This window comes from Cryptosporangium sp. NPDC051539, from assembly GCF_044454545.1.
Taxonomy (GTDB): Bacteria; Actinomycetota; Actinomycetes; order Mycobacteriales; family Cryptosporangiaceae; genus Cryptosporangium.
On record NZ_JBITDV010000012.1, the window covers coordinates 182,512 to 204,761 of the forward strand.

A 22,250-nucleotide genomic window follows, 5' to 3' on the forward strand; every position below is an offset into this window, starting at 1 on the left:
TAACCCTCGCTACCTGCAGGAACAGTCATGATGGCGGTCTCGCTAGGCGCCCCGCAGTCGTCCGTTCAGCCCGAGTCGGACAGCCATCTGCCAGGGGGTCCCGGCCCGAAGACCGGGACCCCCTGCTTTCTGGCGATCTGTCCTTTATCCGATCAGGATCTTCTGCCCGGGGTGGATCACGTTCGGATCGGCGCCGATCAGAGCGCGGTTCTTCTCGAACAGCACCCGCCACTCGACGTGGTGCGCGGCGGCGATCTTGACCAGGCTGTCGCCGGCCAGCACCAGGTAGGTGGGGACCGTCGCGACCGTCGGTCGCTGCGAGGCACTGAACATTCGCTGCGGCACGAAGTCCTGGATGGCGGTCGGGTGCGTCACGTGCGCCGCACCCTTCCGGTGCACCGCCACCACGGTCGGCTTCCGGTGGACGGAGGCCGGCTTCTGGTGGGAAGAAGACGTCGACTTGTGGTACGAGCGCTTCTTCCAGGTGCTCTTCCAGGTGTGCTTCTGGTGCGACGACGACGAGCTCTTCGTGTACGAGTGCCGCTTGTAGCTACGGCTCGCCTCGCCGGTCGAACTGGTCCGGTACCTCTTCGTGCTGTACCCGTGTGGACCGCAGACCGGCCAGGCTCCGATGCCCTGGCTACGCAGCACGCGTCTGGCGACCGTGATCTGCTCCGAACGAGTTGCGTTGTCCGCGCTGGCGGCGTACTTACGTCCGCCGTGCGCCTTCCATGTCGACGAGGCGAACTGCAGGCCACCGGTGTAGCCGTTCCCCGTGTCGATCGACCAGTTCCCTCCGCTTTCGCATTGCGCGATCGCGTCCCAGTTCACATCCGCATTGGCCGGTGAAGCGATGGCCAACGGTGTGAGGCCCGCGAGACCGGTGGCCACGGCTAGTGCCAGGCGTCGGCCGAGTGGGCTCAGGCGCCCTGGCGCCCGATGCCGTCCGCCCGCTTGACGCGGGCTTTCGGCGCTGGACTGGGCGGTATGGGAAGACTCCTTAGACATATCCGACCCTCTCCACGCCTACGAGGTGAGCTGTCGGGTTCGGGCTGAGTCGGCCCGGCCACGCTGTACGTGGCTTCACCCCGAGGCGTCGAACTGCGACGCCGGAAAAGTGGTTCCCCCGCTCCTGCCGGAAGTTCGGGTCTCATCGCCCGGGGCAGGATTCGGCGTAGCCGGGCATGAGGTCCGCGGTGAACGGACGAAAACGACAGAACCACAAAATGGGGCGAATGCCAAGTTACCGGACCGTGATTGAGAAAAGTGTCGCGCAAAGCCATTAGGCCCTCAAAGCAGTCCCTAGTGTTGCGTCGATTCGGCGTCAACGCGCGACACAGTGGTCTATCGCTTAAAGCCTGATTGCTGACGTAACTCCCGAAGAGCGGGGTAACTGACCGAGGCGAGTTCGTCGCGGGATGTTAAGTTCCCTTAAAGAGTCCTCAAGTGCCAGGTAGGAGAGTGGGCGCGGGCGTTCGCCGTCGACAAGATGGGACGCATGACCGACGCCCCACGTGCCGGCCTGTTCTCCCGGGTCGGACTGCGTGCCGGCCCCTATCTCGCTCTGCACCGTCGTGGGCGCGCCAACGGCCGAGTGCTCACCGCTGGGGTGGGCGCGGCCGCGCTCGGCTCCGTGGTCGTGATCGGCGGCACGAGCCTGGTGGCGGCGAACGCGACCGGCCGGCCGGAGCCCACCTGTGCGCCCGTGAGCTGCTCCACGACCGAAGATCGCAAGACCCGTGAAAGCGCTTCCCCACGACGCTCGGCGATCGCGTTACCCCCCGGGTTACCGGCCTCGCCGGTCCCGAAGGCCTCGACGTCGAACCGGCCCGGTGCCGGCCCGCTCGGCGCCCTCTACGTCGACTCCGAGGGCCAGGCGGCCGAGTGGGTGGCCGGAAACTCCGGAGACTCGCGGGTCGGCGTGATCCGGGACCGGATCGCCGGACAACCGCAGGCCCGCTGGTTCGCCGCCGACGATCCGGGTGAGGTCGAGGGTGCGGTCCGGGCCTACACCGCGCAGGCGGCGTCCAAGGGCGAAGTGCCGGTTCTGGTCGCCTACAACATGACGAATCGCGACTGCGGCGGCGCCAGCGCCGGCGGCGCGGACGGCGCCGACGGTTACCGCACCTGGATCAGCAATTTCGCGTCCGGCCTCCGCTCCGGGACGTCGATCGTCGTCCTCGAACCTGACTCGCTCCCGCACCTGACCGACTGCCTCTCCGAAGGCCAGCAACAGGAGCGACTCGACCTGCTCGCCTATGCCGCGAAGACGATCAAACAGAAGAGCGCCAAGGCGCGCGTCTACTACGACGTGGGCCACTCCGCGTGGCTCGCTCCCGGCGAAGCCGCCCGCCGCGCCGAGCGGGCCGGTGCCCGGCAGTACGGAGACGGAATCGCACTCAACACGTCGAATTACCGGACGTCCGGTAACGAGGTCGCGTACGGCAAGCAGGTGCTGGCCGCGCTCGGCGGCGGGCAGATGGTGATCGACACGTCCCGCAACGGCAACGGCCCCGCCGGAGACGGCGAGTGGTGCGATCCGTCGGGCCGCAAACTGGGGCGCAACCCCACCACGGCCACCGGCGACGCGAAGGTCGCGGCCTACCTCTGGGTCAAGCGTCCGGGCGAGTCCGACGGGTGCAGCGGCTCGGCGGGTCAGTTCATCGCCGAGACCGCGTACGAGCTGAGCTCGTAGCCGGTCGGGGTACCGTACAGGGGTGGCCGAGCTACCGTCGTTGCACTTCCTCGGGCATTCGACGGTGCTGATCGACCTCGAGGGTGTCCGGGTGCTCACCGACCCGGTGCTGCTGCCCCGGGTGGCGAACGTACTGCGCCGCACTGCCGCCCCGCTCGACCCGTCGCTGCACGCGAACGTCGACGCGGTCTGCATCTCGCACCTGCACGCCGATCACCTCGATCTGGCGTCGCTGCACCGGTTGGGCCGGAACACGCTGCTGATCGTCCCCGAGGGCGCCGGCGAGTTCCTGTACCGCAAGGGCTTCCGCGAGGTCGTCGAGCTGTCCCCGGGCAAGTTCCACGACGTCGGCCGGGTGCGCATCACCGCGACCAAGGCCGTCCACGACGGCTACCGCCCGCCGTTCGGTCCGCGGGCGCTCGCGGTCGGCTACGTCGTCGAGGGCGCGTCGAGCCGGGTCTATTTCGCCGGTGACACCGACGAGTTCGACGAGATGGACGAACTGGGGTCTCTCGGTCTTGATGTCGCGTTGATCCCGGTCTGGGGGTGGGGGCCCAACCTCGGGCCCGGCCACCTCGACCCGCGGGGCGCCGCCGAGGCCACCCGCCGTCTGAGGCCGACGTACGCCGTCCCGATCCACTGGGGCACACTGCATCCCTACGGCATCGGCCGCTGGATGCGTGCGCGCCTGGTCGACCCGCCCCGGCGCTACGCCCAGGCGGTCACCGAGCTCGGCCTGTCCACCCGCGTCCTGCACACCGAGCCGGGACGCCGGGTGGAGGTGGGATGACAGCGACGACCATCCTGGCCACGGCCTGGCCCGACCGGGTCGCCGACGCGGCCTCCGCGAGCTACCCCGTGCTGGTCGTCGCCGTGCTGATCGGCGCGATCATCCCGGTCATCCCCACCGGTGCGGCCGTGAGCGCCGCCGCCGTCCTCGCCGTGCACAACGGCGGGGTGTCGCTGGTCGAGGTCATCGCGCTGGCCGCCGCGTCGGCCTGGGCCGGTGACTGCGCGGTCTACGCGCTGTTCCGCTGGGGCCGCCGCGGGGTCACCCGGCTGGTCGCACGCAACCTGCCGTCGTTCTCGCCCGACACCGCGGAAGGCCGGTCCCGGCTCGACGACACCCGTCGGCGGCTCACCGAGAACGGCACCCAGGTGCTCGTGGTCTCGCGGCTGATCCCGGGTGGCCGGCTGCCGACGCTGTTCGCGGCCAGCGCCGTGCGTTACCCCTGGCCGCGGTACTTGACCGGGGCGGCGTTCGCGGCGGCCGTGTGGGCGGTCGCGTACGCGGTGATGGGGCTGCTCGGCGGCTCGCTGTTCTCGAACCCGCTGGTCGGCATCGCGGTGACCGTGCTCGCGACGCTGCTGGTCTCGGTGATCGCCCGCTACGTCCAGCGCTGGCTGGCGAACCGGCAGTCGACCCGGGGCGGAGACGCTTCCGGTACCTCCGGCGACGTGCGCGCCGAGGTCGGCTGAACCAGCCCGTGACGCGTTTCCGACGGCTGCGCAGCGGCGGGCGGCGCCTGCTCCGGGGTGGACGCACGGCGACCCGTCTGATCCTGGTGTGGCTGGTCGGTGCCGGTTCGGTCGGCGCGCTGTCGCTGGGGCTGCCCGGCTTCGACATCGGCCGGCCCACCAACGCGGTCGTCGTCTCGGTCGTGCTGAGCGTGATCAACGCGGTCGTCTGGCCGTTCCTCATGCGGTTCGCGCTCGCGGTCTCGGTGCTGACGATGGGCGTCGGCGCGTTCGTCCTCAACGGACTCGTGGTCTACTACGGCCTCCGCGAGATCCCGGACGTCCGGCTGCCCGGCGCGCCGACCGGCGTGCTGGTCGCGCTCGCGGTGTCCGCGGTCACCGGCCTGACGAGCTCGCTGATCGGCGTCGACGAGGACGAGTTCTTCCACCGCCGGGCCCGGCGCCGGGCGCGCCGCCGGCTCGGCCGTCCGAACAGCATCCCCGGGCTGGTCATGGTGCAGATCGACGGGCTCGGCCACGAGGTGCTGCAGCGCGCGATCCGGGACGGCGACGTACCGACCCTGGCCCGCTGGCTGAGCAACGGGACCCACCGTCTGATCCCCTGGACGACCGACTGGTCGTCGCAGACCGGCGCGTCCCAGGCCGGCATCCTGCACGGCTCGAACCGGGACATGCCCGCGTTCCGCTGGTACGAGAAGGATCACGGCCGGTTGATGGTGAGCAACCGGCCCGCCGACGCGGCCGAGATCGAGCGGCGGCACTCCGACGGCCGCGGCCTGCTGCACACCGACGGCGCCAGCCGCGGCAACCTGTTCACCGGCGACGCGGAGCACAAGAGCGTGACGCTGAGCAGCGCCGGGCGTCGCAAGGGCCGCCTCGGCGCCGGCTACCAGGGCTACTTCGCCAACCCCTACAACGCGGTCCGGACGCTCACCGGCGCACTGTTCGACGTCGTCCGGGAGCTGATCGCGGCCACCACGCAGCGGCAACGTGACGTGCGGCCCCGGGTGCCCCGCGGCGGCATCTACCCGTTGGTGCGGGCGCTGGCCACGGTCGTCACCCGCGACCTGGTCGTCGAGGGCGTGCTCGACGACATGATGGCCGGTCGCACCGTCGTCTACGCCGACCTCACCGGCTACGACGAGGTCGCGCACCACTCCGGCATCGAGCGGTACGACACGCTCGCGGTGCTGCGTTCGATCGACCAGCAGATCGGACGCCTGGACCGGGCGGCCGAACTGGCTCCGCGTCCGTACCGGCTGGTCGTGCTGTCCGACCACGGGCAGAGCCAGGGCGCCACGTTCGCCCAGCGGTACGGCGTCACGCTGGAGCAGATCGTGCAGGCGTCCTGCGGGCAGCAACCCCGTGCCACCGAAGACAACCTCACCGGACCGGAAGCCAGCAACCTCGGGTTCGCCGCGCGGGCCCTACGCCGGTTGGTGCCCGCGGGCGAGCACAAACCGGCCAACCCCGGGGAACGGGTCCGGTCCGCGGAAGAGGAAGCGGCCGCGCGCGAGGGCGTCCTCGTTCTCGGGTCGGGCAACCTCGGGCTGGTCTACTTCACCGAGCAGACCGAGCGGATGACGCTGGAGGCGATCCAGACCACGTACCCCGACCTGCTCCCGACGCTCGTCGAGCACCCCGGCGTCGGATTCCTGCTGCTCAAGACCGAGGAGCGGGGGTCGGTGGTGCTGGGACGGCACGGCGCCCACTACCTCGAGACCGGCGAGGTGGTCGGCGACGTCGACCCGCTCGCGTCGTTCGGGCCGTACGCGCCGGCGCAGGTTCGCCGGACCGACTCGTATCCGCACGTCGCCGACGTCATGATCAACAGCCTTCACGACCCGCAGACCGACGAGGTCGCCGCGTTCGAGCCGCTGGTCGGCTCCCACGGTGGGCTGGGCGGTCCGCAGACGACCGCGTTCCTGCTGTACCCGGTCGGCCTCCCCACTCCGGTGGAGCCCCTGGTGGGGCCGGAGGAGGTGCACAAGGTGCTGCGCGCCTGGCTCGCCTGGCTCGGTCACGACTCCTATGCGGACGCCGTGGCCGCGACCGCCGCAGTCGAGGAACCGGCTCCGCCGGTGGCTGCGCTGGACCTGCCGTTCGACAGCGTGACCACCGGCGAAGCCGAGTTGTACTAGTCGAGCGGCCGTCGCCGGGTGCGCCGCGCGCGCCCGGCGACGGTGCCGACTCGCGGAACGGGGACTAGCTGTTGGCGCGTCCGCGGCGGCTGCGCCAGGTGAACGGGCCCGGCAGGTCGTAGCGCTGCTCCTTCGTCCGCGAGTTCCACGACCAGCGGCCCAACTTGATCGACCAGGACGAGAAGCCGTTCTGGGTCACGTTGAACTTGAGCGGGCCGAACGAGTGCTGCTTCCGGTACTGGATCGGCATCAGTGTCTCCTCAGGTCGAACTTGAGCACTCAGTACCCCGGGTCGCATGTGGGCGAACATCGTTTAATTGCTGGTCGTCACCGCGGCGGTCGTCGCGGCGGTCGTGGCGGCGATCATCGCGGCGTTTATCGCGTTGATCGCGTCCTTCACCGCCTTGCCGGCCCAGTCGCCTTCGGCGATCTCGCCCAGCCGGTTCTTGACCTGCCGGGCAGGCAGGTCCGGGAACAGCTTCGGACCGAGATCGATGGCCCGGACCAGCGACGCGAGCGCGGCCGTGTGGCGTCCGGACAGGTCGTTGGTGCGGATCGCGGCGTCCAGGCGGCCGTGCGCCGCGGTCTCGGGGGCCGGGTTGAGCGCCGGGTAGCGCACCCGCCGGAACAGCCCGAGGACCCGGCTCTCCTCCCGCTCCACGACGCCGGTCTCGACCAGCCGGTCGAGGATCTGCTCCCGCAGGCCGGAGCGGAGCGTCTGGACCCAGTGCTGCGCGCTGCGCGGCTTGTTCGAGGCGCGGATCTTGTCCAGCGCGGCCTCGGCGATCGGGTCGTCGACCGGCGCCGGATCGACGACCCGCACCTTCTTGCCCTCGACGCCGATCCGGCCCGCCAGCGTCAGCTCGACCAGCACCGCACCGGCGAGCCCGAGGTCGAGGGAGGTGGCGGAGATCAACGGTTTGCCTGCCGCGTCGTCGTAGCCCAGCAGCAGCAGCTCGTCAGGCAGCGGGATCACAGTCATACGACCACGGTAAGCGGGCCCGACCAGTCCGGCGCGGTCCGCGCGCCGGGCCGGACCGGCGTTCAGCGGAGCGGGAGAATCCAGGGGGCGGCGCCACCCTCGTGCTGCCAGCGCGCCAGCTGGGACGTGCGATCAGAGGCCGCCTCGACCCAGTGGAACGCCCCGAGCAGCTCGGCCGTCCGCAGTCCGTCCCGGTAGTGCGCCGCGGCGTCGTGGGGGCGTCCGAGGAACGCGGCCAGGTCACCCAGGATCGTGTCCAGTGGCCCCAGCGTCACCGACCCGCTCGACATCCCCGGGAGCGTCCCGCGGTGCGGCGTCAGCGACCGGTAGCACGACTCGGCGACGTCGCGAGCCCCCAGCCCGAGCGCGTTCTCGGCCCGGAAAGCCATCCACAGCAACCAGTAGTAGTCCGGCGGCACCGGCAACTCGGGCGTCCACACCGCGCGGGCCTCGTCCAGCCGGCCGGCGTGCACCAACAGCCGGGTGTACGGCTCGGCGACCGTGCTCTGCTCCTGCGCGTACAGCCGCCCGATCGGCTCGACCAGCCCGAGGACCCGCGCCGCGCCCTCCGCGGTACCCCGGGCCCGGCCGACGACGTACAGCGTCAGCTGTCCGACGCCGTCCGCGTTCGGCGCCCCCAGCGCACGCATCTGGGCGATCACCGACGCGTACCGCTCCTCCGCCTCGTCGAACCGCCCTCCGACCAGCGCACGCAGCCCGCTGAACATCCGCACGACGCCGAGTGCCAGCCCGAGCTGACCGGTGCTCGAGTACTCGACCGACAGGTCCGCCTCCCTCTGTGCGGCCGCCAGCCGGTCGAGAGAGGATCGGGCCAGTTCGACCTGGAACAGGATGTGGTGCGCCTGAGCCCGGTACCCGGTCAGCCCGGCCTCCGTCGCCACGTCCCGGAGCCTTCTCCCGAGCTCGTCCAGCCGGTGCCGCCGCTCCGGCGCGACCTGCACGTAGTACCGGGCCGACAGCGCCCGGCACAGTAGGTCCGGGTCGTCCACCCGCTCGGCGATCGCCATCGACTCGTCGCTCGCGCGCTCGGCCGTGACCGGGTCGGATCCCTCCACCTCGACGGTGAGCGTCGCCAGCAACTGGCCGCGGAGGACCGCGAGATCGGGACCGAGCCGGTCGAGCACCGCGGTCAGCCCCGCGACGAACGGCTCGTCGACCGACCGGTTCTCTCGCACGCTCCAGATCACCGGCGCGTCGAACGACGCGTACGCCCGTGCGAGCGGCTCGACGCCCGGCAATCCCTCCGCGACCGCGATCGCCCGCTGCCGGGTGACCCGGGCCGCGAGCACGTTCCCCGCGTACCCCTGCGCCGAGACCAGCGCGCACAGCAGGTCCAGCCGGAGCCGCGCGTCCGCGGGCCCGTCCGCCCGGTCGAGCGCTTCCAGCGCCCGGTGCAGCAACGCCGCTGCTTCCTGGTGCGCCGACAATGCGGACGCCGCCCGAGCCGCGTCGGCGGCCAGCCGCGCGGCCCGGACCGCGGTGGCCGGGGTGGCCGCCGTCAGCGCGTGATGAGCCAGCCCGGCGCGGTCACCGGGGCGCACCGCCTCCAGCGCGGTCAGCGCACGGCCGTGTATCCGGGTCCGGCGCAGGCGCGGGATGTCTTCGTAGAGCGTGTCCCGGATCAACGCGTGCGCGAACCGGACCGGACCGGTCGCCGGCTCGCCCGGGGCCGGCTCGACCAGCAGGCCGGTCACGACGCCGGCCTCCAGAGCGTCCAGGACCGTGTCTTCGTCTTCGGTCTCGAGCGCGAGCAGGACGTCGACGTCCACGTCGACACCGAGGACGCTCGCGGTGCGCAGCACCGCCCGGGCCGGGCCGGGGAGCCGGGCCAGCCGACGGCGGAGCACGTCGCGCACGCCGGCCGGGACCGCGTGCGCGGCCGCGTCCGAGCCCTCGGCGGCGATCAACCGGGCGGTCTCGGAGACGAACAGCGGATTGCCGCCGGTACGGCGGGCGACCAGCCGGACCAGCCCGGTGTCGGTCGGTGCGCCGTGGCGGCGCAGGAGTTCGGCGACGTCGGCGGCGGTGAGGCCGGAGAGCTCGAGCCGGTCGGCGTGCGGGCCGGCCAGCGCGGCCCAGCAGGCGCTCAGCTCGTCGGTGACCTCGGCGGGCCGGTACGTGGCCACGACCAGCACCGGACGACCGGTGAGCTCGGTCGCGACCGCGCGCAGCAGTTGCAAGGTCTCGCCGTCGGCCCGGTGGACGTCGTCCAGGACGACGAGCAGCGGGGCGTCGGCGCTGCGGGCCGCGAGCAGGTCGGCGATAGCGCGGCCGAGCCAGAACGGCGGCACGTGCGGTGTCGTCTCCGGTTCCTCGTGAAGCAGCGGGGCCAGGCGGGCAGCCAGGTCGTCGCCGACGCCGTCCGCGAGCGAATGGGTGACCTCGGACCAGGCCCAGGCCGGGGGAGCGCCGTCGACCTCGGGGCAGCGCCCTCGGACCACCTGCCAGCCGGAGCCGGCCAGCTCGGCACCGAGCGCCGCCGCGAGCGTGGATTTTCCCGCCCCCGGGTCGCCGCCCACCCAGGTGACCCGGAACCCGCCCTCGGTGGCGCGCGTGGCCGCCAGCCGCAGCTGCCCGAGCTCGGCGTCGCGGCCGACCATTCCGCGGTCGGCCGGGGGCCCGCCGGTCGCCGGGCCGGACGCCGCGGTGCCGACGACCGGTGCGGGTGCGGGTGCGGGTGCGTCCAGGGTGGGGGACTGGGCCAGGACGTCGGCTTCCAGGGCCCGCAGGGCCGGGCCGGGGTCGACGCCGAGCTCACCGGCGAGCCGGGCCCGGGCCGCACGGAGGGCCGCCAGCGCGTCGGCCTGCCGTCCGGCGCGGTAGAGGGCCAGCGCGAGCAGGGCGACCGCGTCCTCGCGCAACGGGTGGGCGCGCACGTGCCGCTCGAGGTCGACCACCGCCTCGGCGCTGCGCCCGGCGGCGAGGACGGCCTCGGCCCGGCGCTCGACCGCGATCCGGCGCAGCTCCTCGAGCCGCTCGGCCTCCGGCACGGCCCACGGCTCGTCGGCGAACTCCGCGTACGCGGGACCGCTCCACTGCGCGAGCGCCCGATCGAGCAGCGCGACCGCGTCGGACGGGCTCGGCGCAGCCCCGGCCTGCTCGAGCAATTGCTCGAACCGCCAGGCGTCGGCACCGTTCTCGTCGAGCCGTAGCGCGTACCCCGGCGCGGCGCTGACCAGCACCCGCGCGGGCGTCCGGGGGGCTCGGCCGGGCTCCAGCAACCGCCGGAGGTGGGAGACGTAGACCTGGAGCGCGGCGAGCGCCTTCGGCGGTGGCTCACCGTGCCAGAGGTCGTCGACGAACCGTTCGGTCGAGACGACGTGGCCGCGCGCGCTCACCAGCCGGGCCAGCACCGCCCGCTGCCGGGGGCTGCCGAGCTCCACCGGGTGGTCGGCGACTTCCGCCCGGACCGGGCCGAGCACGCTCAACCGAACCATGAAACGGAAGCCTACGGGCCGTTCCCGCAGGTCGGGCAGACACTGTCTGGCAGCTGACTCCTAAACGGGGCCTAGTACCCACCCCGGTTTCTGTTCACACTGGACCTAAGGTCAGTTTCTCCGGCCGGATCGTCAACCGCCACAGGAGTTGTCGTGCCGTACGTCTCGTCCGCCGTGCGGCGGCGACAGATCGTGCTTGCGGCGCGCCGCGTGGTGGAGCGCGAGGGTCTCGGGCGGGCGTCGCTGCGTGCGGTGGCCGATGAGGCCGGCATCGCGCTGAGCACCCTGCAGCACGTGTTCAGCACCCGGGAGGCCCTGTTCGGCGCGGTCGTCGAGGAACTGCTGTTCGTCCAGAGCCAGTCACCGGTGCCACTCGGCACCCCCGACCAGCCGTTCGCGGAATGGCTGACCGACACGCTGCAGACGCTCTGGGAGTACGTGGTCCGGGCGTCGCCGGAATCGCAGCTCGGGCGGCTCGAGGTGACGCTCTACGCGGTGCGGACCGGGCTCACCAGGGAGCTGGCCCGGTGGCAGGACGACCGGATCCAGCTCTGGGCAGGCAAGACCGCCGCGCTGTCGGGCTGGAACCTGCGGATCCCGGTCGACCAGGTCGCGCGGCTGGTGATGGCGATGATCGACGGGTTATTGCTGCAATACCTGGCCGACCCGGATCCGCACCGGGCCGCCGACGACCTCCGGCACGCGGCCCTGGCCGTAGCCGCGGTGGCTAGCTCGGCCTGATGACGGCCGGAGCCGGCGTGGACTGGCCGAACAGGGTGGCGGAGAGGTTGCTGAGCGTGTGGGCTCCGAGCTCCAGCGAGTCCTGGCCCGGGGGCATCGAGTACATCTCGGCGATCACGTAGCGCTCGTCGTCTCCGGCGAACCCGACCGAGCTGGTCAGCCAGTGGTCCTGGCCGTCGTCCTTCTCGACCGACCAGCCGTTCTTGTTACCCGGATCGACGGACCGGCCGGCCGACCAGATGCCCCAGTGCTGGATGTCGTCGGTCTGCCGCATCCCGGTGACGACCAGGTCCTTGTCGGCCGGGCCGAGCTTCTCGAGCAGGTAGTCCATCAGCGTGACCAGGTCTCCTGGTGTGCACTTGATGAAGCCCCAGTACTGGTCGAAGCCACTCACGTACGTCGCGTGCGACATGCCGTAGCGCGACCGGAACCGGGACAGCAGCCCGGCCCGCCCGTACTCGCGCCAGAGCGCATCGGCGGCGTCGTCGGACGAGTACGACAGGATGTCGCCGATCCGGTTCGTGTCGGTGTCGGAGAGTTGCCGGACGCCGGTGCGCGACTGCTCGAGCGCGGTCGCGACCAGGCCCAGCTTGATCGTCGAGCCGGTCCAGTACAGGTCGCTGGTGTCGCCGGTCTGCCAGCGCTTGCCGGTCTGCCGATCGAGCATCACGACGCCGAGACGGCCGGGAGCGTCGTCGGCGATCTGCGCGGCGGCGTCCAGCCGGGGGCTCCAGGTGCAGCCCCAGCCGGTGGTGTCACCGCAGCCGCTCGGAGCGGCCGAGCCACCCGCGCTCGGCGCCGGTGCGGTCGACGGGGCCGGAGCCGACGACGACGCGGCCGGCTCGTCGGCCGAACCGGACGAACAGGCCGTCGGGAGCGCGAGCGCGAGCGCGGCCAGCACGGCGAGCGCGAGACGTTTCCTCATAGCGGACGCCAGGCTAGCGCTCGCCGGTACCGGCGCGAGAACCCGTGGGCCAACCGCCCGAGGGGCCGGGCAGATGTCCCTGTCGTACCGATCACGCGGCTGATGAGAAGCCGCCCGCGGCCGCGCAGAATGAATGAGCCGGATCGGACAACCGGCGGGTGCAGGCAAGATCGAAATAACGCAACACGATGTTGGCCCGGTGCGAGGGGTACCGGGCCAGCGCCGTGTCCGCGGACGGGACGTGCATCCGGGCCGGGTGCCCGGGCGGCTCAGCGGACGGTGGCGAGTTCGGGTTCCGGGGCCACCGTCGGCGTCTCGTCCGGATGCGGGTCGACGTTCGGCAACAGCCGGTCGAGCCACCCGGGCAGCCACCAGTTGGCCTTGCCGAGCAGCGCCATCGTCGCCGGCACCAGCACCATCCGGACGATCGTCGCGTCGACTGCGACCGCGGTGGCCATGCCGACCCCGATCATCTTCACGGTGACGTCGGCGTCCAGCCCGAAGCCGACGAACACCGCGACCATGATCAGCGCCGCTCCGGTGATCACCCGCCCGGTCGCGGCCAGCCCGCGCACCACGCTCCCGTGGGCGTCGCCGGTGCGCAGCCAGTCTTCGCGGATCCGGGAGAGCAGGAACACCTCGTAGTCCATCGAGAGTCCGAACAGGACCGCGAACATCAGCAGCGGGACCCAGGTCGAGACCGGCACCGCGTGCGGCAGCCCGAGCGCCTCGGCGCCCCAGCCCCACTGGAACACGACCGTGATCACGCCGTAGGCGGCCGCGATCGACAGCAGGTTCATGATCGCCGCCTTCACCGGGACGATCAGCGAGCGGAACATGACCAGCAGGAACACCAGCGAGAGCCCGACCACCACGCCGACGACCAGCCAGAGGCGTTCGGAGACGAGTTCGGCGATGTCGCGGAACACCGCGGTGATGCCGGTGATCTCGGCGCCGGGCGGCAGTACGTCCGTGCGCAGGTGGTCGACGAGTGCGGACGCGCGCTCGTCCTGCGGGCCGTACCTCGGTTCGACCAGCAGCACGGCGGCCCGGCCACCCGGTGCGGTGACCGGCGGGTTCACCGCGGCGACGCCCGGGTCGGCGGCGAGCTTCCGCGCCAGTGCGGGAAGCCCGGACGCGGGGACGCGATCAAGATCGACGGCCACCACCAGCGGGCCGTTCGCGCCCTCGCCGTACTCGGCCGCGATCAGGTCGTAGGCGCGGCGCTGGGTGTTGTCGGCCGGCTGGCTACCGGCGTCCTGCGGCCAGGTCCGCATTCCGAGCATCGGCGTGGCGAGCAGGAGCAGGACGGCCAGCGCGGCCAGGGCCCACGGCAGCGGGCGACGGCCGACCCGCGCGGCCCAGCGCGCGGTGAGGCTCGGCGAGCGCCCGGCGCCGGACGCGGCCACCGCCTGCGTGGTCCCGGACGCCACGCCGCCGGCGTCGGCGGCGTCCGTACGCGGAGGAACGGGAACCGGGCGCTCGGCGCGCGGCAGGGCACGGCGGCCGGCCAGCGCGCAGAGCGCGGGAACCAGCGTGACCGCGGACATCACCACGACCGCGACGACCAGCGCGGTGGCCGACCCGAACGAGCGGTAGACGGGCAGACCGGCGAACGCGAGGCCGAACAGCGAGAGCAGCACGGTCGCACCGGCGACGACGATCGACGTCCCGGACGTGGCGGTCGCCGTGGCCGCCGCGGCACGCGTTCCCAGGCCCGAGCGGAGGCCCTCGGTGTACCGGGTGACCAGCAGCAACGCGTAGTCGATGCCGACGCCGAGACCGACCATCGCGGCCACCGTCGGCGCGGTCGTACTGATGTCGCTGAATGCGGCCAGGATCGTGATGCCGGCCGATCCGATCCCGAGGCCGACGAACGCGGCCGCGATCGGCAACCCGGCCGCGACGACCGACCGGAACGCCAGCAGCAGGATGACCAGCGCGGCGAGGATGCCGATGGCCTCGGCGGCGCCGCTGATCGTGCGGACGTTCTCGGCGACCTGACCGCCGTACTCGACCTGGAGGCCCGCGTCGGCCGCCGGTGCGGCGGCGGCTTCGAGCGCGTCGAGGCCTTCGGTGCCCTCGAAGTCGGTGACCGGGATCGTGTAGGTCAGCGAGAACAGTGCGGTGTCGCCGTCCCCGGAGAGCCGGGGCGGTGAAACGGTTCCGACGCCGTCGACGGCCCGGAGGCGCTGCCGCAGCGTGGTGAGCAGGGTCGGGTCGAGCCGGTCGCCGTGCACGACCACGCGGGCGTCGGCGCCGGAGACGGCCGGGAACTCGTTGCGCAGCAGCTCCGTGCCCCGCTGGGACGAGGTTCCGTCGACGTTGTAGTTGTCGTGCGGTGTGCCGCCGGCCAGATCGGCGATCGTGAGCGTCGCGACCAGGACGATCAGCCAGGCGGCGATCGTCCGCCACGGGTGGGCGGCGGCCGCGCCACCGATCCGGTACAGGAAGCGGGACATTTTCAGGCACCCCTCTTGCGCGATTTCGTGTCGTGATGACGTTCGCGCGGGGTACTTGGTGACGACTTGGCGTCGGCTAGCTGGTGCTGAACTTGAAGTTGGCGGTGCAGCCGTGCATCTGTTTGGTGTCCCAGTCCATGATGCAGACCTTCGCGGTGCCGGTGAGGCCCTCGGCGTAGTTCTTGTTGCAGACGCCGGTCTTGCCGCTGCCCATCGAGTTCGCGCACTGGCCCTTGCGCTTGGTGGCGCCGCTGCCGACCTCCCAGAACACGACGGCGGAGTGACCGTCGCCCTTCGTGTCGAAGACCCACCAGACGTCACCGTAGGTCTGGTAGCAGCCGTAGCCGCCGACGAGCTTGGCCGAGCACGGCCCGGCCCCGGGTTTGCCGGTCTTGGCGACGGCTTTGTTGATCTCGGCGGCGGGGGGCTTCGGCGCGGTCGCCGGAGGCTTGGCCGGGGCGGTTGTCGGGGGCGGCGCGGGGGCGGTGGTCTGGTCGGTGCCGTCGGCGGAGGGGTTCGTCGTCGGGTCGGGACCCTGGCTGTCGGCGGAGGGACCGGTCGTCGGGCCGGCGGCGGTGCTGGGTTGTCCGGTGCCGGTGCTGGGTTGTCCGGCGGCGGTGCTGGGTTGTCCGGCGGCTTGCCCGTCGGAGTCGGCGTCGGCGTTGTCCCCGTGGTTTTTTTCGAGCGCGGCGGCGGCGCTCACGGGGGCGCTGCGGTCGGACGAGCCGTCCGCCGAGTCGCGCGGCCGCAGCGACAGGGCTCCGGTCACCGCAGCCACCCCGATCACCAGAGCGGCGATGCCGGCCAACAGCGGCTTCTTGGAGCGGCGCTTCTCGGTCCAGGCGTCCGGCCGTCCCGGCCGGCCCGCCGGCGCGGTGGCGCTCGACTCCGCGCTGGGCGGCGCACCGCCCGGCGCGGCGCCCGGCGCAGCGAACGCCGCCGCGAACGCTGGGGGAGCGGAAGTCGGGGGTGTGAACGCCGGGGGCGCGGAAGTCGGAGGCGGGGCGGTCGGGGATAGGGCGGTCGGGGGTGGGGGCCAGGTCGCTGGGGTGGCCGGGGGCAGAGCGCTCCAGCCCGGGGACGGTGGGATCGCGGGCATCAGCGGCGCCGCGACGACCGTGGGGCCTTCTTGCGCCGCTCGGGCGGCCGCGGCCAGGTCGGCGGCGCGGGGGAAGCGGTGCGCCGCGTCCTTGCTCATCGCCCGCTGGATCAGCGCGGAAACTGCCGGCGGCAGGTCGGGGGGCAGCGGGGCCGGTTCGCCGTAGAGCAGCTGCGCGATCACCTGCGCCGGGTTCTCACCCGTGAACGGTGCCCGCCCGGTCAGGCACGTGTACGCCACCGCACCGAGCCCGTGCACGTCGGTGGCCGCGGTGATCGGCAGCCCGGCGACCTGCTCCGGCGCCATGTACTGCGGCGACCCGACGACCTGGTTCACCTTCGTGATGCCGCCGACGTCCACCGACCGCGCCACCCCGAAATCGAGCAGCACCACCGACCCGTCCGGCCGCACCATCAGATTGTTCGGCTTCACGTCCCGGTGCACGATGCCCGCGTCGTGCGCGACCTGTAACGCCTCGGCCGCCTGCGCGACGATCGACAGCGTCTCGTCCACCGACAGCGTGCCGCCGGCCTTGATCCGCTCCGCCAGCGACGCCCCCTCGACGTACTCCATCACCAGGTAATCGCGCTGGACGTCGTCGATCAGCGAATCCGCGCCGTAGTCGAAGATCTGCACGATCCCCGCGTGCCGGAGCGCCGCCATCATCCGCGCCTCGGTGCGGAACCGCGTGATGAACTCGTCGTCGGCACGGAGAGCCGGTAACAGCACCTTCACCGCGACCGTGCGCTGAAGCACCGGATCGGTGCCCCGCCACACCTCACCCATCCCGCCACTCGCGACCCGTTCGTCCAACAGGTAGCGGTTGCTGATCAGGAGTCCCGGACGAGGCATCCGATCACCGTACCGACAAGAGGCCAGGCGCCGCTGCCGACGCCTGGCGATTCACAGCCTCAGCGCTCGTCCTCGATGAGGTGGATCGCGGCCTCTTCGGCGCCCGCTCCGGCGCCGTCGACGCCCGCGTCGACCGCGAAGAGCTCGTCCTCGTCGTCCTCGTGTGCGCCCTCGTCGGGCTCGACCAGGCGGCCGGCGCGCTCTTGCGTCGTCGAGCCGGGATCGGCCGGGACGTCCTCGTCGTCATCGTCGAACTCGGCGTCGACGTCGGGCTCTTCCTCGGCCAGCTTCTGGTCGAGGGTCTCGCCCTGGGACTGCTCGTCCGCGGTCGTGCCGAATCGATCCGACGCGCGGTAACGGTCACCGGCGTCGATGCCCCTGTCGAGGACGTCGCTCTGCAGGTCGTCGTCGGCAAGGGTGTCGGCAGGGTCGAGCACGCCGTCGTCCTCGACGTCGTCGATGTCCGGGCGGGTTTCGCTCATCGTGGTCCTCACCTCCGGGGGCTGTCGTGCCGGGATGCTACGCCCGGTGCGAAACGGCGGTACCCAACGGACCTGGGTTGAACCCGGGGCGCGTTCCGGTGCGGGCCGGAACGGTCTCACCCGGTCACCTGGGCGTGCAGGTCGGTGAGGCCGTCGAGGAACGCGGTGAGTGCCAGCTCGAAACTGTCCCGGTCGATCTCCTCGTGACCGGCGAGCAGATGGGCCTGACTCAGGTTCGGGTACCGCCCCACGTACACCTCGACGTCGTCGGCGAAGCCACCCGAGAACGACGTCATGGCCGCACCGACGACCAGGTACTTCGTCGAGGCGCCGATCATCGTCGCGTACCGGGGCGGCCAGCCCGCGCTGGTGAGGCCGCCGTGGACGGCGTCGGCGTGCCTCAGGGCCTGCGGGCGGCGTCCGGGGGAGTGGGCCAGGAACGGCACCAGGTTCGGGTGCGCGGCCAGCGCCTCGCGGTAGGAACGCGCCCAGACGGTCAGGCCGTTCCGCCAGCCCGCGGCGAATCCGCCGGTGTCGACCGTCGTCATCACCTGGTCGGCGAGGTCGGTGAGCAGCTCCTCCTTCGTCGCCAGGTAGCCGTAGAGCGACGCCGCGCGGACGCCGAGCTCGGCCGCGAGCCGACGCATCGAGAGCCCGTCCAGCCCGTCCCGATCGATCATCGCGAGCGCCGTCGAGCGAATGCGCTCGCGATTCAGCAATGGGCTGCTGGGACGGGCCATGGGGGATAGCCTAGCCAGTAACTAACACTGTTAGGAGACGTCGTGGTCGACTTCGCCTTGTCCGATGAGCAGCGCGCGGTCCGCGACTGGGTGCGGACGTTCGTCGAGCGTGAGCTGATGCCGCTCGAGCCCGAGGTGCTGCGGCGCGAGCGGGCCGGGGAGCCGGGCATCACCCGCGAAGAGAGCCGCGCCCTGCAGCGGAAGGCCCGCGAGTCCGGCTTCTGGGGAATTCTGACCCCGGAGGAGTACGGGGGCATGAACCTCGGCGCGATCACCGCGTCGATCCTCGAGGCCGAGCTGGGCCGGACGTTCGTGCCGTTCCGCTTCGGCGGCAGCGCCGACAACATCCTGTTCCACGGCAACGAGGAGCAAAAGCAGCGCTACCTGCGCCCGACGATCGAAGGCGAGCGGATCTCCTGCTTCGCGATCACCGAACCCGGTGCCGGTTCCGACGCCAAGGCGATCCGGACGTCGGCCCGCCGCGACGGCGACGAGTGGGTGATCAACGGCGAGAAGACGTTCATCACCCAGGGCAACGAGGCCGACTTCACGATGGTGTTCGCGGTGACCGACAAGGAGAAGGGCGCCAACGGCGGCGTCACCTGCTTCCTCGTCGACCGCGACATGGGCTGGAAGTCCGAGCCGATCCCGACGATGGGCGAGTGGGGCCCGGCCGCGCTGGTCTTCGACAACGTGCGGGTGCCGGCCGAGAACGTCCTGGGTGAGGTCGGGTTCGGCTTCGCGCTCGCGCTGCAGTGGATCGGGCAGGGCCGGTACCTGCTGCCCTCCCGGGCGATCGGCTCCTGCGAGCGGCTGATCGAGATGGCCGTGCAGCAGGCCAACACCCGCTCGACGTTCGGCGAGCTGCTGTCCGAGCGCCAGGCGATCCAGTGGATGATCGCCGACTCGGTGGTCGAGCTCCAGGCTCTGCGGCTGCTCGTGCTGCACGCGGCCTGGCAGGTCGAGGCCGGGCGTGACTCCCGGCAGGCGCAGTCGATCGCCAAGCTCTACGGCGGCGTCAAGGCGAACGAGATCGTCGACCGGGTGCTCCAGATCCACGGCGGGATGGGTTACACCCGGGAGCTGCCGATCGAGCGCTGGTACCGGGAGCTCCGGTTGCTCCGCATCTACGAGGGCACCGACGAGATCCAGCGCCGCACGATCGCCCGCAACGTCCTGAAGGGCCACGTCCCGGTCGCCGCGGACTTCTGACGTCCCGGCTCAGCGCTGCGACGGCACCATCGCGAGACCGACGGCGGCGGTCACCGCCCCGAGAAGGCCGGCGATCGCCTCCAGACCGTCGGACCCCCAGGCCGCGACCACCGCGAGGACCGCCGTCGCCACGGTGAGCAAAAGCGCTACATAGATGATGACGACGACCCGGACGACGGTCCACGGAACCGTGATGCAGCCGTCCGCGGAGAGGTAGGGAAAGGCCATGGTCGGGGTTCCTTCGCTCGGGATCCGAAGTGGTCTTTCCGATCCTCACCCGCGCCTTCTGAATCGACGAGGTTGAGAACGTGAGCGTTCGGACGCTCGCTGCCGAATGGCGTCGCGGCGGCCGTCTGTAATGCCATTCGGGGTGATGCCCCGACCGGCCCGCTGGAGGGGCGACCGGGGCACCGGCACCGCATTACCGCGTGTCAGGTAGCACGATGCGAGATTGCAGGGTGCGTCTCACCGGACGAAGTCGCCGCTACGCAGACCGTGGAGGAATTCCACCCACGTCTCCCGTGGCAGGGCGAGCGGCGGCCGGTACGGCGCCGCGGAGGACCGGAGCAGAACCACCGACCCGGACCTCGTGCTGGCCGCTTCGACGCAGTTTTCCAGCCGGCAGTACGTGCTCCTGCGCCAGCGGATCACGGTCGCGCGGCGGGGCTGGGTGCTCGCCGCGAACGCGAGCGCGAGCAGCGGTAGCACCGCGAACGCGGCACCCGGGATGAAAGTTCGTCTCACTGAATTGCTCAAGGTAAAGCATGCCCTCCGGGAGTGGCTGCGATTCGCTCCGCAGCGTGTACCGGACAGGTTAGAGGAGGGCACGGCCGAATTTTACGCATCCGAGTTACCTTAGGAGTTCAGGCGAGTGTCGTCGATCCGGCGCATCCGCGCGATTTCTCGATCGATCAGCGCGTTGGTCTCGGCAACGGTGGCGGCGACCTCTGTCATCTCGGAGATATGCCGCAGATACGGATCGATGGTATCCGGGTCGTCGAGCGAGATTTTCCTTTCCCGCTCGTCGAGATAGAGGATGCGGCCGGCCGCGCCGTCGAAATCGACGATGATGAACGGCCCTGACATGCCGAAGTGAGCGTCCCGATCGAACGGAATCACGCGGATCGAGACGGCGTCCTGCTCGTTCAGACGCTGCAGCTTCTCCAGTTGTGCGCCCATCACGGCCGGGCCGCCGACGCACCGGCAGATGGCTGCGTGATCGAGTAGTACGAAGAGTCTGCACCGACGTTTCTCGGCCCAGATCCGCTGGCGTGAGAGCCGAAGTTTCAGCATCCGTTCTTTCCGACGTCGGTTGTCGTCGGGCCGGGCGAACTTCTCGATCACGGTCTGGGCGTAATCCTCCGTTTGCAGGAGGCCCGGGATCAGCAGCGGCTGATATTCGCGGATTGTTTCGGCGGACTCCTCGTATTCGAGGAAGCGGATGAATTCTGCGGAAACCAAGTCTCTTTCGTCCCGCCATCGAGACGTGCTGCGCTGCGTCGAGACCCCGTTCCAGAGGTCGACGAATCTGTGCTCGGCACCGTAGTAGGCGAGCAGCATGTGTAAGTCGTTCTTGGAAATTCCGGTCTTTGCCTGCTCGATTCGCAGAAGCTTGGACGGATGCCAGCCCATCGCTTCGGCCACCTGGATCTGGGGCAGGACCTTTTTGCCCGCCGGGGGCGGGGCGGCCCTCCGGGCGGCCCGCAGCGCCTGCGCGAGCCGCCGTCGCGCAACGGCAGGCTCGGTGCTCTCCGTCATCTCGGCCCCCGCCCGTAGGGTTCCCCCGTCGCGCGCATCCACATGATGCCGCCCAACTATTCGCTTGATGGCAAAGTAGCATTGCGCATCAACGAGGGCGCGTCGCCGAGTCAATGCCGGGAGGCAGTCGGTAATTCCGGTTGTTTCTTGGTGTCGCTGGTTCGAGTGAATCGAATGAATGATCGTGAATTCGGTCGCCGAATAGATCAGGGAAGTAGCGTGCCCTCGCGTTTGAGGGTTCTTACTATCGGGTTGGTCTCGATGTGGTGGATGGCCGGGATCGCCGACACGCGCCGAGTCAGGTACTCGTACAGCGCCCCCACGTCACGGCAGACCAGGCTCGCCACGATGTTCGTCGGGCCGGTCGTCGCCGCGACGAACGGCACCTCGGGGTGCAGCGCGAGCGTCTCGGCGGCCTCCACCATCGCGTGCGGGGCCACCGAGAGCCACATCATCGCTTCCATCTGCAGACCCAGCGCGGGCCCCGGGACGTCCACGTCGAAATGCAGTGCGCCGGAACGGCGGAGTTCGGTCAGCCGGCGACGGACGGTCGTCTCGGACCAGCCGGTCGCGGTGGCGAGTTCGGGCAGCCCGGCGCGACCGTCGCGTTTCAGCACGGTGAGCAGCGCCCGGTCGCCCGCACCGAGGTCGGGCACGTCGTCACGCGGCTGGTTCGTCCACGGGGGGCTGATCGCCTCGATCTGCTCGTCGGTCAGCGCGCCGATCTTGGCGAAGAACGAGTCGTGCCCGCCGTAGAACATGTGGATCAGGCAGTGGGCGCTGATCCCGACGATCCGCGGCGTCCGGTGCAGCTTGTTGAGCAGCAGCGCGTCGGTTTCGGCCTTGGTCCCCGAGCGGGTCACGCAGCTGATCTCGGTGCCACCGGACGCCAGCCGCACCCACGCCGTGTCCGGACGCCGGGCCAGCGCGTCGGCGATCGACTGGGCAGCGTCCGGCGTGCACTGCAGGCGCAGGTACCACGACGTCGCGCCGACCCGCCAGGTGTCGAGGTTGCCGATCACCCGGAGGTCGCACTCGGCGCGCAGCCGCCGGAAGCGGCGGGCGATCGTCTGGTCGGAGACGCCCAGCACCTCGGCGACGCGGCTGAACGTCGCCCGGCCGTCGAGCTGCAGCGCATGGACGACCTGGCGATCGAGCTCGTCGAGCATCGGTACCTCCTCGCCTTGGAATGAGGCTATCCGCCGGACCCCGCCCGACGATGTC

Annotated in this window: 19 protein-coding genes and 1 riboswitch; of the genes, 6 read left to right on the forward strand and 13 right to left on the reverse strand. The window is 71.2% G+C overall.

The annotated features are described in order from the left end of the window. Positions 1–144: 144 nt before the first annotated feature. Complete coding sequence (locus ACIBZJ_RS32910; protein ID WP_395936626.1) at positions 145–831, reverse strand: transglycosylase family protein; 687 nt, start codon at positions 829–831, stop codon at positions 145–147. Positions 832–1,007: 176 nt separating this feature from the next. Continuing rightward, positions 1,008–1,185, reverse strand: a riboswitch (cyclic di-AMP (ydaO/yuaA leader). A 313-nt stretch (positions 1,186–1,498) separates the two neighbouring features. Here ACIBZJ_RS32910 and ACIBZJ_RS32915 point away from each other — a divergent pair. Genes ACIBZJ_RS32915 through ACIBZJ_RS32930 form a run of 4 tightly spaced genes read left to right on the forward strand, consistent with a single transcriptional unit; the run spans position 1,499 to position 6,315 of the window. Further along, positions 1,499–2,695 carry a glycoside hydrolase family 6 protein gene (locus tag ACIBZJ_RS32915; RefSeq protein ID WP_395936628.1) on the forward strand — a complete coding sequence of 399 codons (1,197 nt, stop codon included), beginning with the start codon at positions 1,499–1,501 and terminating at the stop codon, positions 2,693–2,695. A 22-nt stretch (positions 2,696–2,717) separates the two neighbouring features. Further along, positions 2,718–3,485 (forward strand): MBL fold metallo-hydrolase, encoded by a 768-nt coding sequence (locus ACIBZJ_RS32920; RefSeq protein WP_395936630.1) that lies wholly within the window; start codon positions 2,718–2,720, stop codon positions 3,483–3,485. Continuing rightward, positions 3,482–4,174, forward strand: a complete 693-nt coding sequence (locus ACIBZJ_RS32925) for a DedA family protein (protein WP_395936632.1) — start codon at positions 3,482–3,484, stop codon at positions 4,172–4,174. Before ACIBZJ_RS32920 ends, ACIBZJ_RS32925 begins: the two co-directional genes overlap by 4 nt. Positions 4,175–4,182: 8 nt before the next feature. After that, positions 4,183–6,315, forward strand: coding sequence for a phage holin family protein (locus tag ACIBZJ_RS32930; RefSeq protein WP_395936634.1), 2,133 nt, complete (start codon positions 4,183–4,185; stop codon positions 6,313–6,315). 64 nt (positions 6,316–6,379) lie between these two features. Here ACIBZJ_RS32930 and ACIBZJ_RS32935 read toward each other — a convergent pair whose 3' ends face one another. The 3 genes from ACIBZJ_RS32935 to ACIBZJ_RS32945 all read right to left on the reverse strand — a co-directional run bounded on the left by ACIBZJ_RS32935 (position 6,380) and on the right by ACIBZJ_RS32945 (position 10,755). Then, positions 6,380–6,565 (reverse strand): DUF4236 domain-containing protein, encoded by a 186-nt coding sequence (locus ACIBZJ_RS32935; RefSeq protein ID WP_395936636.1) that lies wholly within the window; start codon positions 6,563–6,565, stop codon positions 6,380–6,382. A 63-nt stretch (positions 6,566–6,628) separates the two neighbouring features. Next, positions 6,629–7,297 carry a GPP34 family phosphoprotein gene (locus tag ACIBZJ_RS32940; protein ID WP_395936638.1) on the reverse strand — a complete coding sequence of 223 codons (669 nt, stop codon included), beginning with the start codon at positions 7,295–7,297 and terminating at the stop codon, positions 6,629–6,631. A 62-nt stretch (positions 7,298–7,359) separates the two neighbouring features. Then, positions 7,360–10,755, reverse strand: coding sequence for a BTAD domain-containing putative transcriptional regulator (locus ACIBZJ_RS32945; RefSeq protein ID WP_395936640.1), 3,396 nt, complete (start codon positions 10,753–10,755; stop codon positions 7,360–7,362). A 153-nt stretch (positions 10,756–10,908) separates the two neighbouring features. On the opposite strand from ACIBZJ_RS32945, the gene ACIBZJ_RS32950 reads away from it, so the two are divergent. Further along, positions 10,909–11,496 (forward strand): TetR/AcrR family transcriptional regulator, encoded by a 588-nt coding sequence (locus ACIBZJ_RS32950; RefSeq protein ID WP_395936642.1) that lies wholly within the window; start codon positions 10,909–10,911, stop codon positions 11,494–11,496. Here ACIBZJ_RS32950 and ACIBZJ_RS32955 read toward each other — a convergent pair. The 5 genes from ACIBZJ_RS32955 to ACIBZJ_RS32975 form a co-directional block, all read right to left on the reverse strand. Further along, complete coding sequence (locus ACIBZJ_RS32955) at positions 11,483–12,421, reverse strand: hypothetical protein (protein ID WP_395936644.1); 939 nt, start codon at positions 12,419–12,421, stop codon at positions 11,483–11,485. The genes ACIBZJ_RS32950 and ACIBZJ_RS32955 overlap by 14 nt on opposite strands. Positions 12,422–12,690: 269 nt before the next feature. Continuing rightward, positions 12,691–14,883, reverse strand: a complete 2,193-nt coding sequence (locus ACIBZJ_RS32960; RefSeq protein ID WP_395936646.1) for an MMPL family transporter — start codon at positions 14,881–14,883, stop codon at positions 12,691–12,693. Positions 14,884–14,959: 76 nt separating this feature from the next. Further along, positions 14,960–16,834 carry a protein kinase gene (locus ACIBZJ_RS32965; protein WP_395936648.1) on the reverse strand — a complete coding sequence of 625 codons (1,875 nt, stop codon included), beginning with the start codon at positions 16,832–16,834 and terminating at the stop codon, positions 14,960–14,962. A 59-nt stretch (positions 16,835–16,893) separates the two neighbouring features. Continuing rightward, entirely contained in the window at positions 16,894–17,316 is a 423-nt protein-coding gene (locus ACIBZJ_RS32970) for a DUF5709 domain-containing protein (RefSeq protein WP_395936650.1), read from the reverse strand. A 116-nt stretch (positions 17,317–17,432) separates the two neighbouring features. Then, a complete protein-coding gene (locus ACIBZJ_RS32975) occupies positions 17,433–18,056 on the reverse strand; it encodes a TetR/AcrR family transcriptional regulator (RefSeq protein ID WP_395936652.1) in 624 nt (207 codons plus the stop codon). 42 nt (positions 18,057–18,098) lie between these two features. On the opposite strand from ACIBZJ_RS32975, the gene ACIBZJ_RS32980 reads away from it, so the two are divergent. Next, entirely contained in the window at positions 18,099–19,268 is a 1,170-nt protein-coding gene (locus ACIBZJ_RS32980; protein WP_395936654.1) for an acyl-CoA dehydrogenase family protein, read from the forward strand. A 9-nt stretch (positions 19,269–19,277) separates the two neighbouring features. Here ACIBZJ_RS32980 and ACIBZJ_RS32985 read toward each other — a convergent pair whose 3' ends face one another. The 4 genes from ACIBZJ_RS32985 to ACIBZJ_RS33000 form a co-directional block, all read right to left on the reverse strand. After that, complete coding sequence (locus ACIBZJ_RS32985; protein ID WP_395936656.1) at positions 19,278–19,496, reverse strand: hypothetical protein; 219 nt, start codon at positions 19,494–19,496, stop codon at positions 19,278–19,280. 237 nt (positions 19,497–19,733) lie between these two features. Continuing rightward, the gene (locus ACIBZJ_RS32990; RefSeq protein ID WP_395936658.1) at positions 19,734–20,012 is read right to left on the reverse strand and encodes a DUF397 domain-containing protein; all 279 of its coding nucleotides are present in this window, start codon (positions 20,010–20,012) and stop codon (positions 19,734–19,736) included. Positions 20,013–20,123: 111 nt separating this feature from the next. After that, positions 20,124–21,026, reverse strand: coding sequence for a DUF5753 domain-containing protein (locus ACIBZJ_RS32995; RefSeq protein ID WP_395936660.1), 903 nt, complete (start codon positions 21,024–21,026; stop codon positions 20,124–20,126). 206 nt (positions 21,027–21,232) lie between these two features. Next, positions 21,233–22,195 (reverse strand): Lrp/AsnC family transcriptional regulator, encoded by a 963-nt coding sequence (locus ACIBZJ_RS33000; protein WP_395936662.1) that lies wholly within the window; start codon positions 22,193–22,195, stop codon positions 21,233–21,235. Positions 22,196–22,250 lie beyond the last annotated feature (55 nt).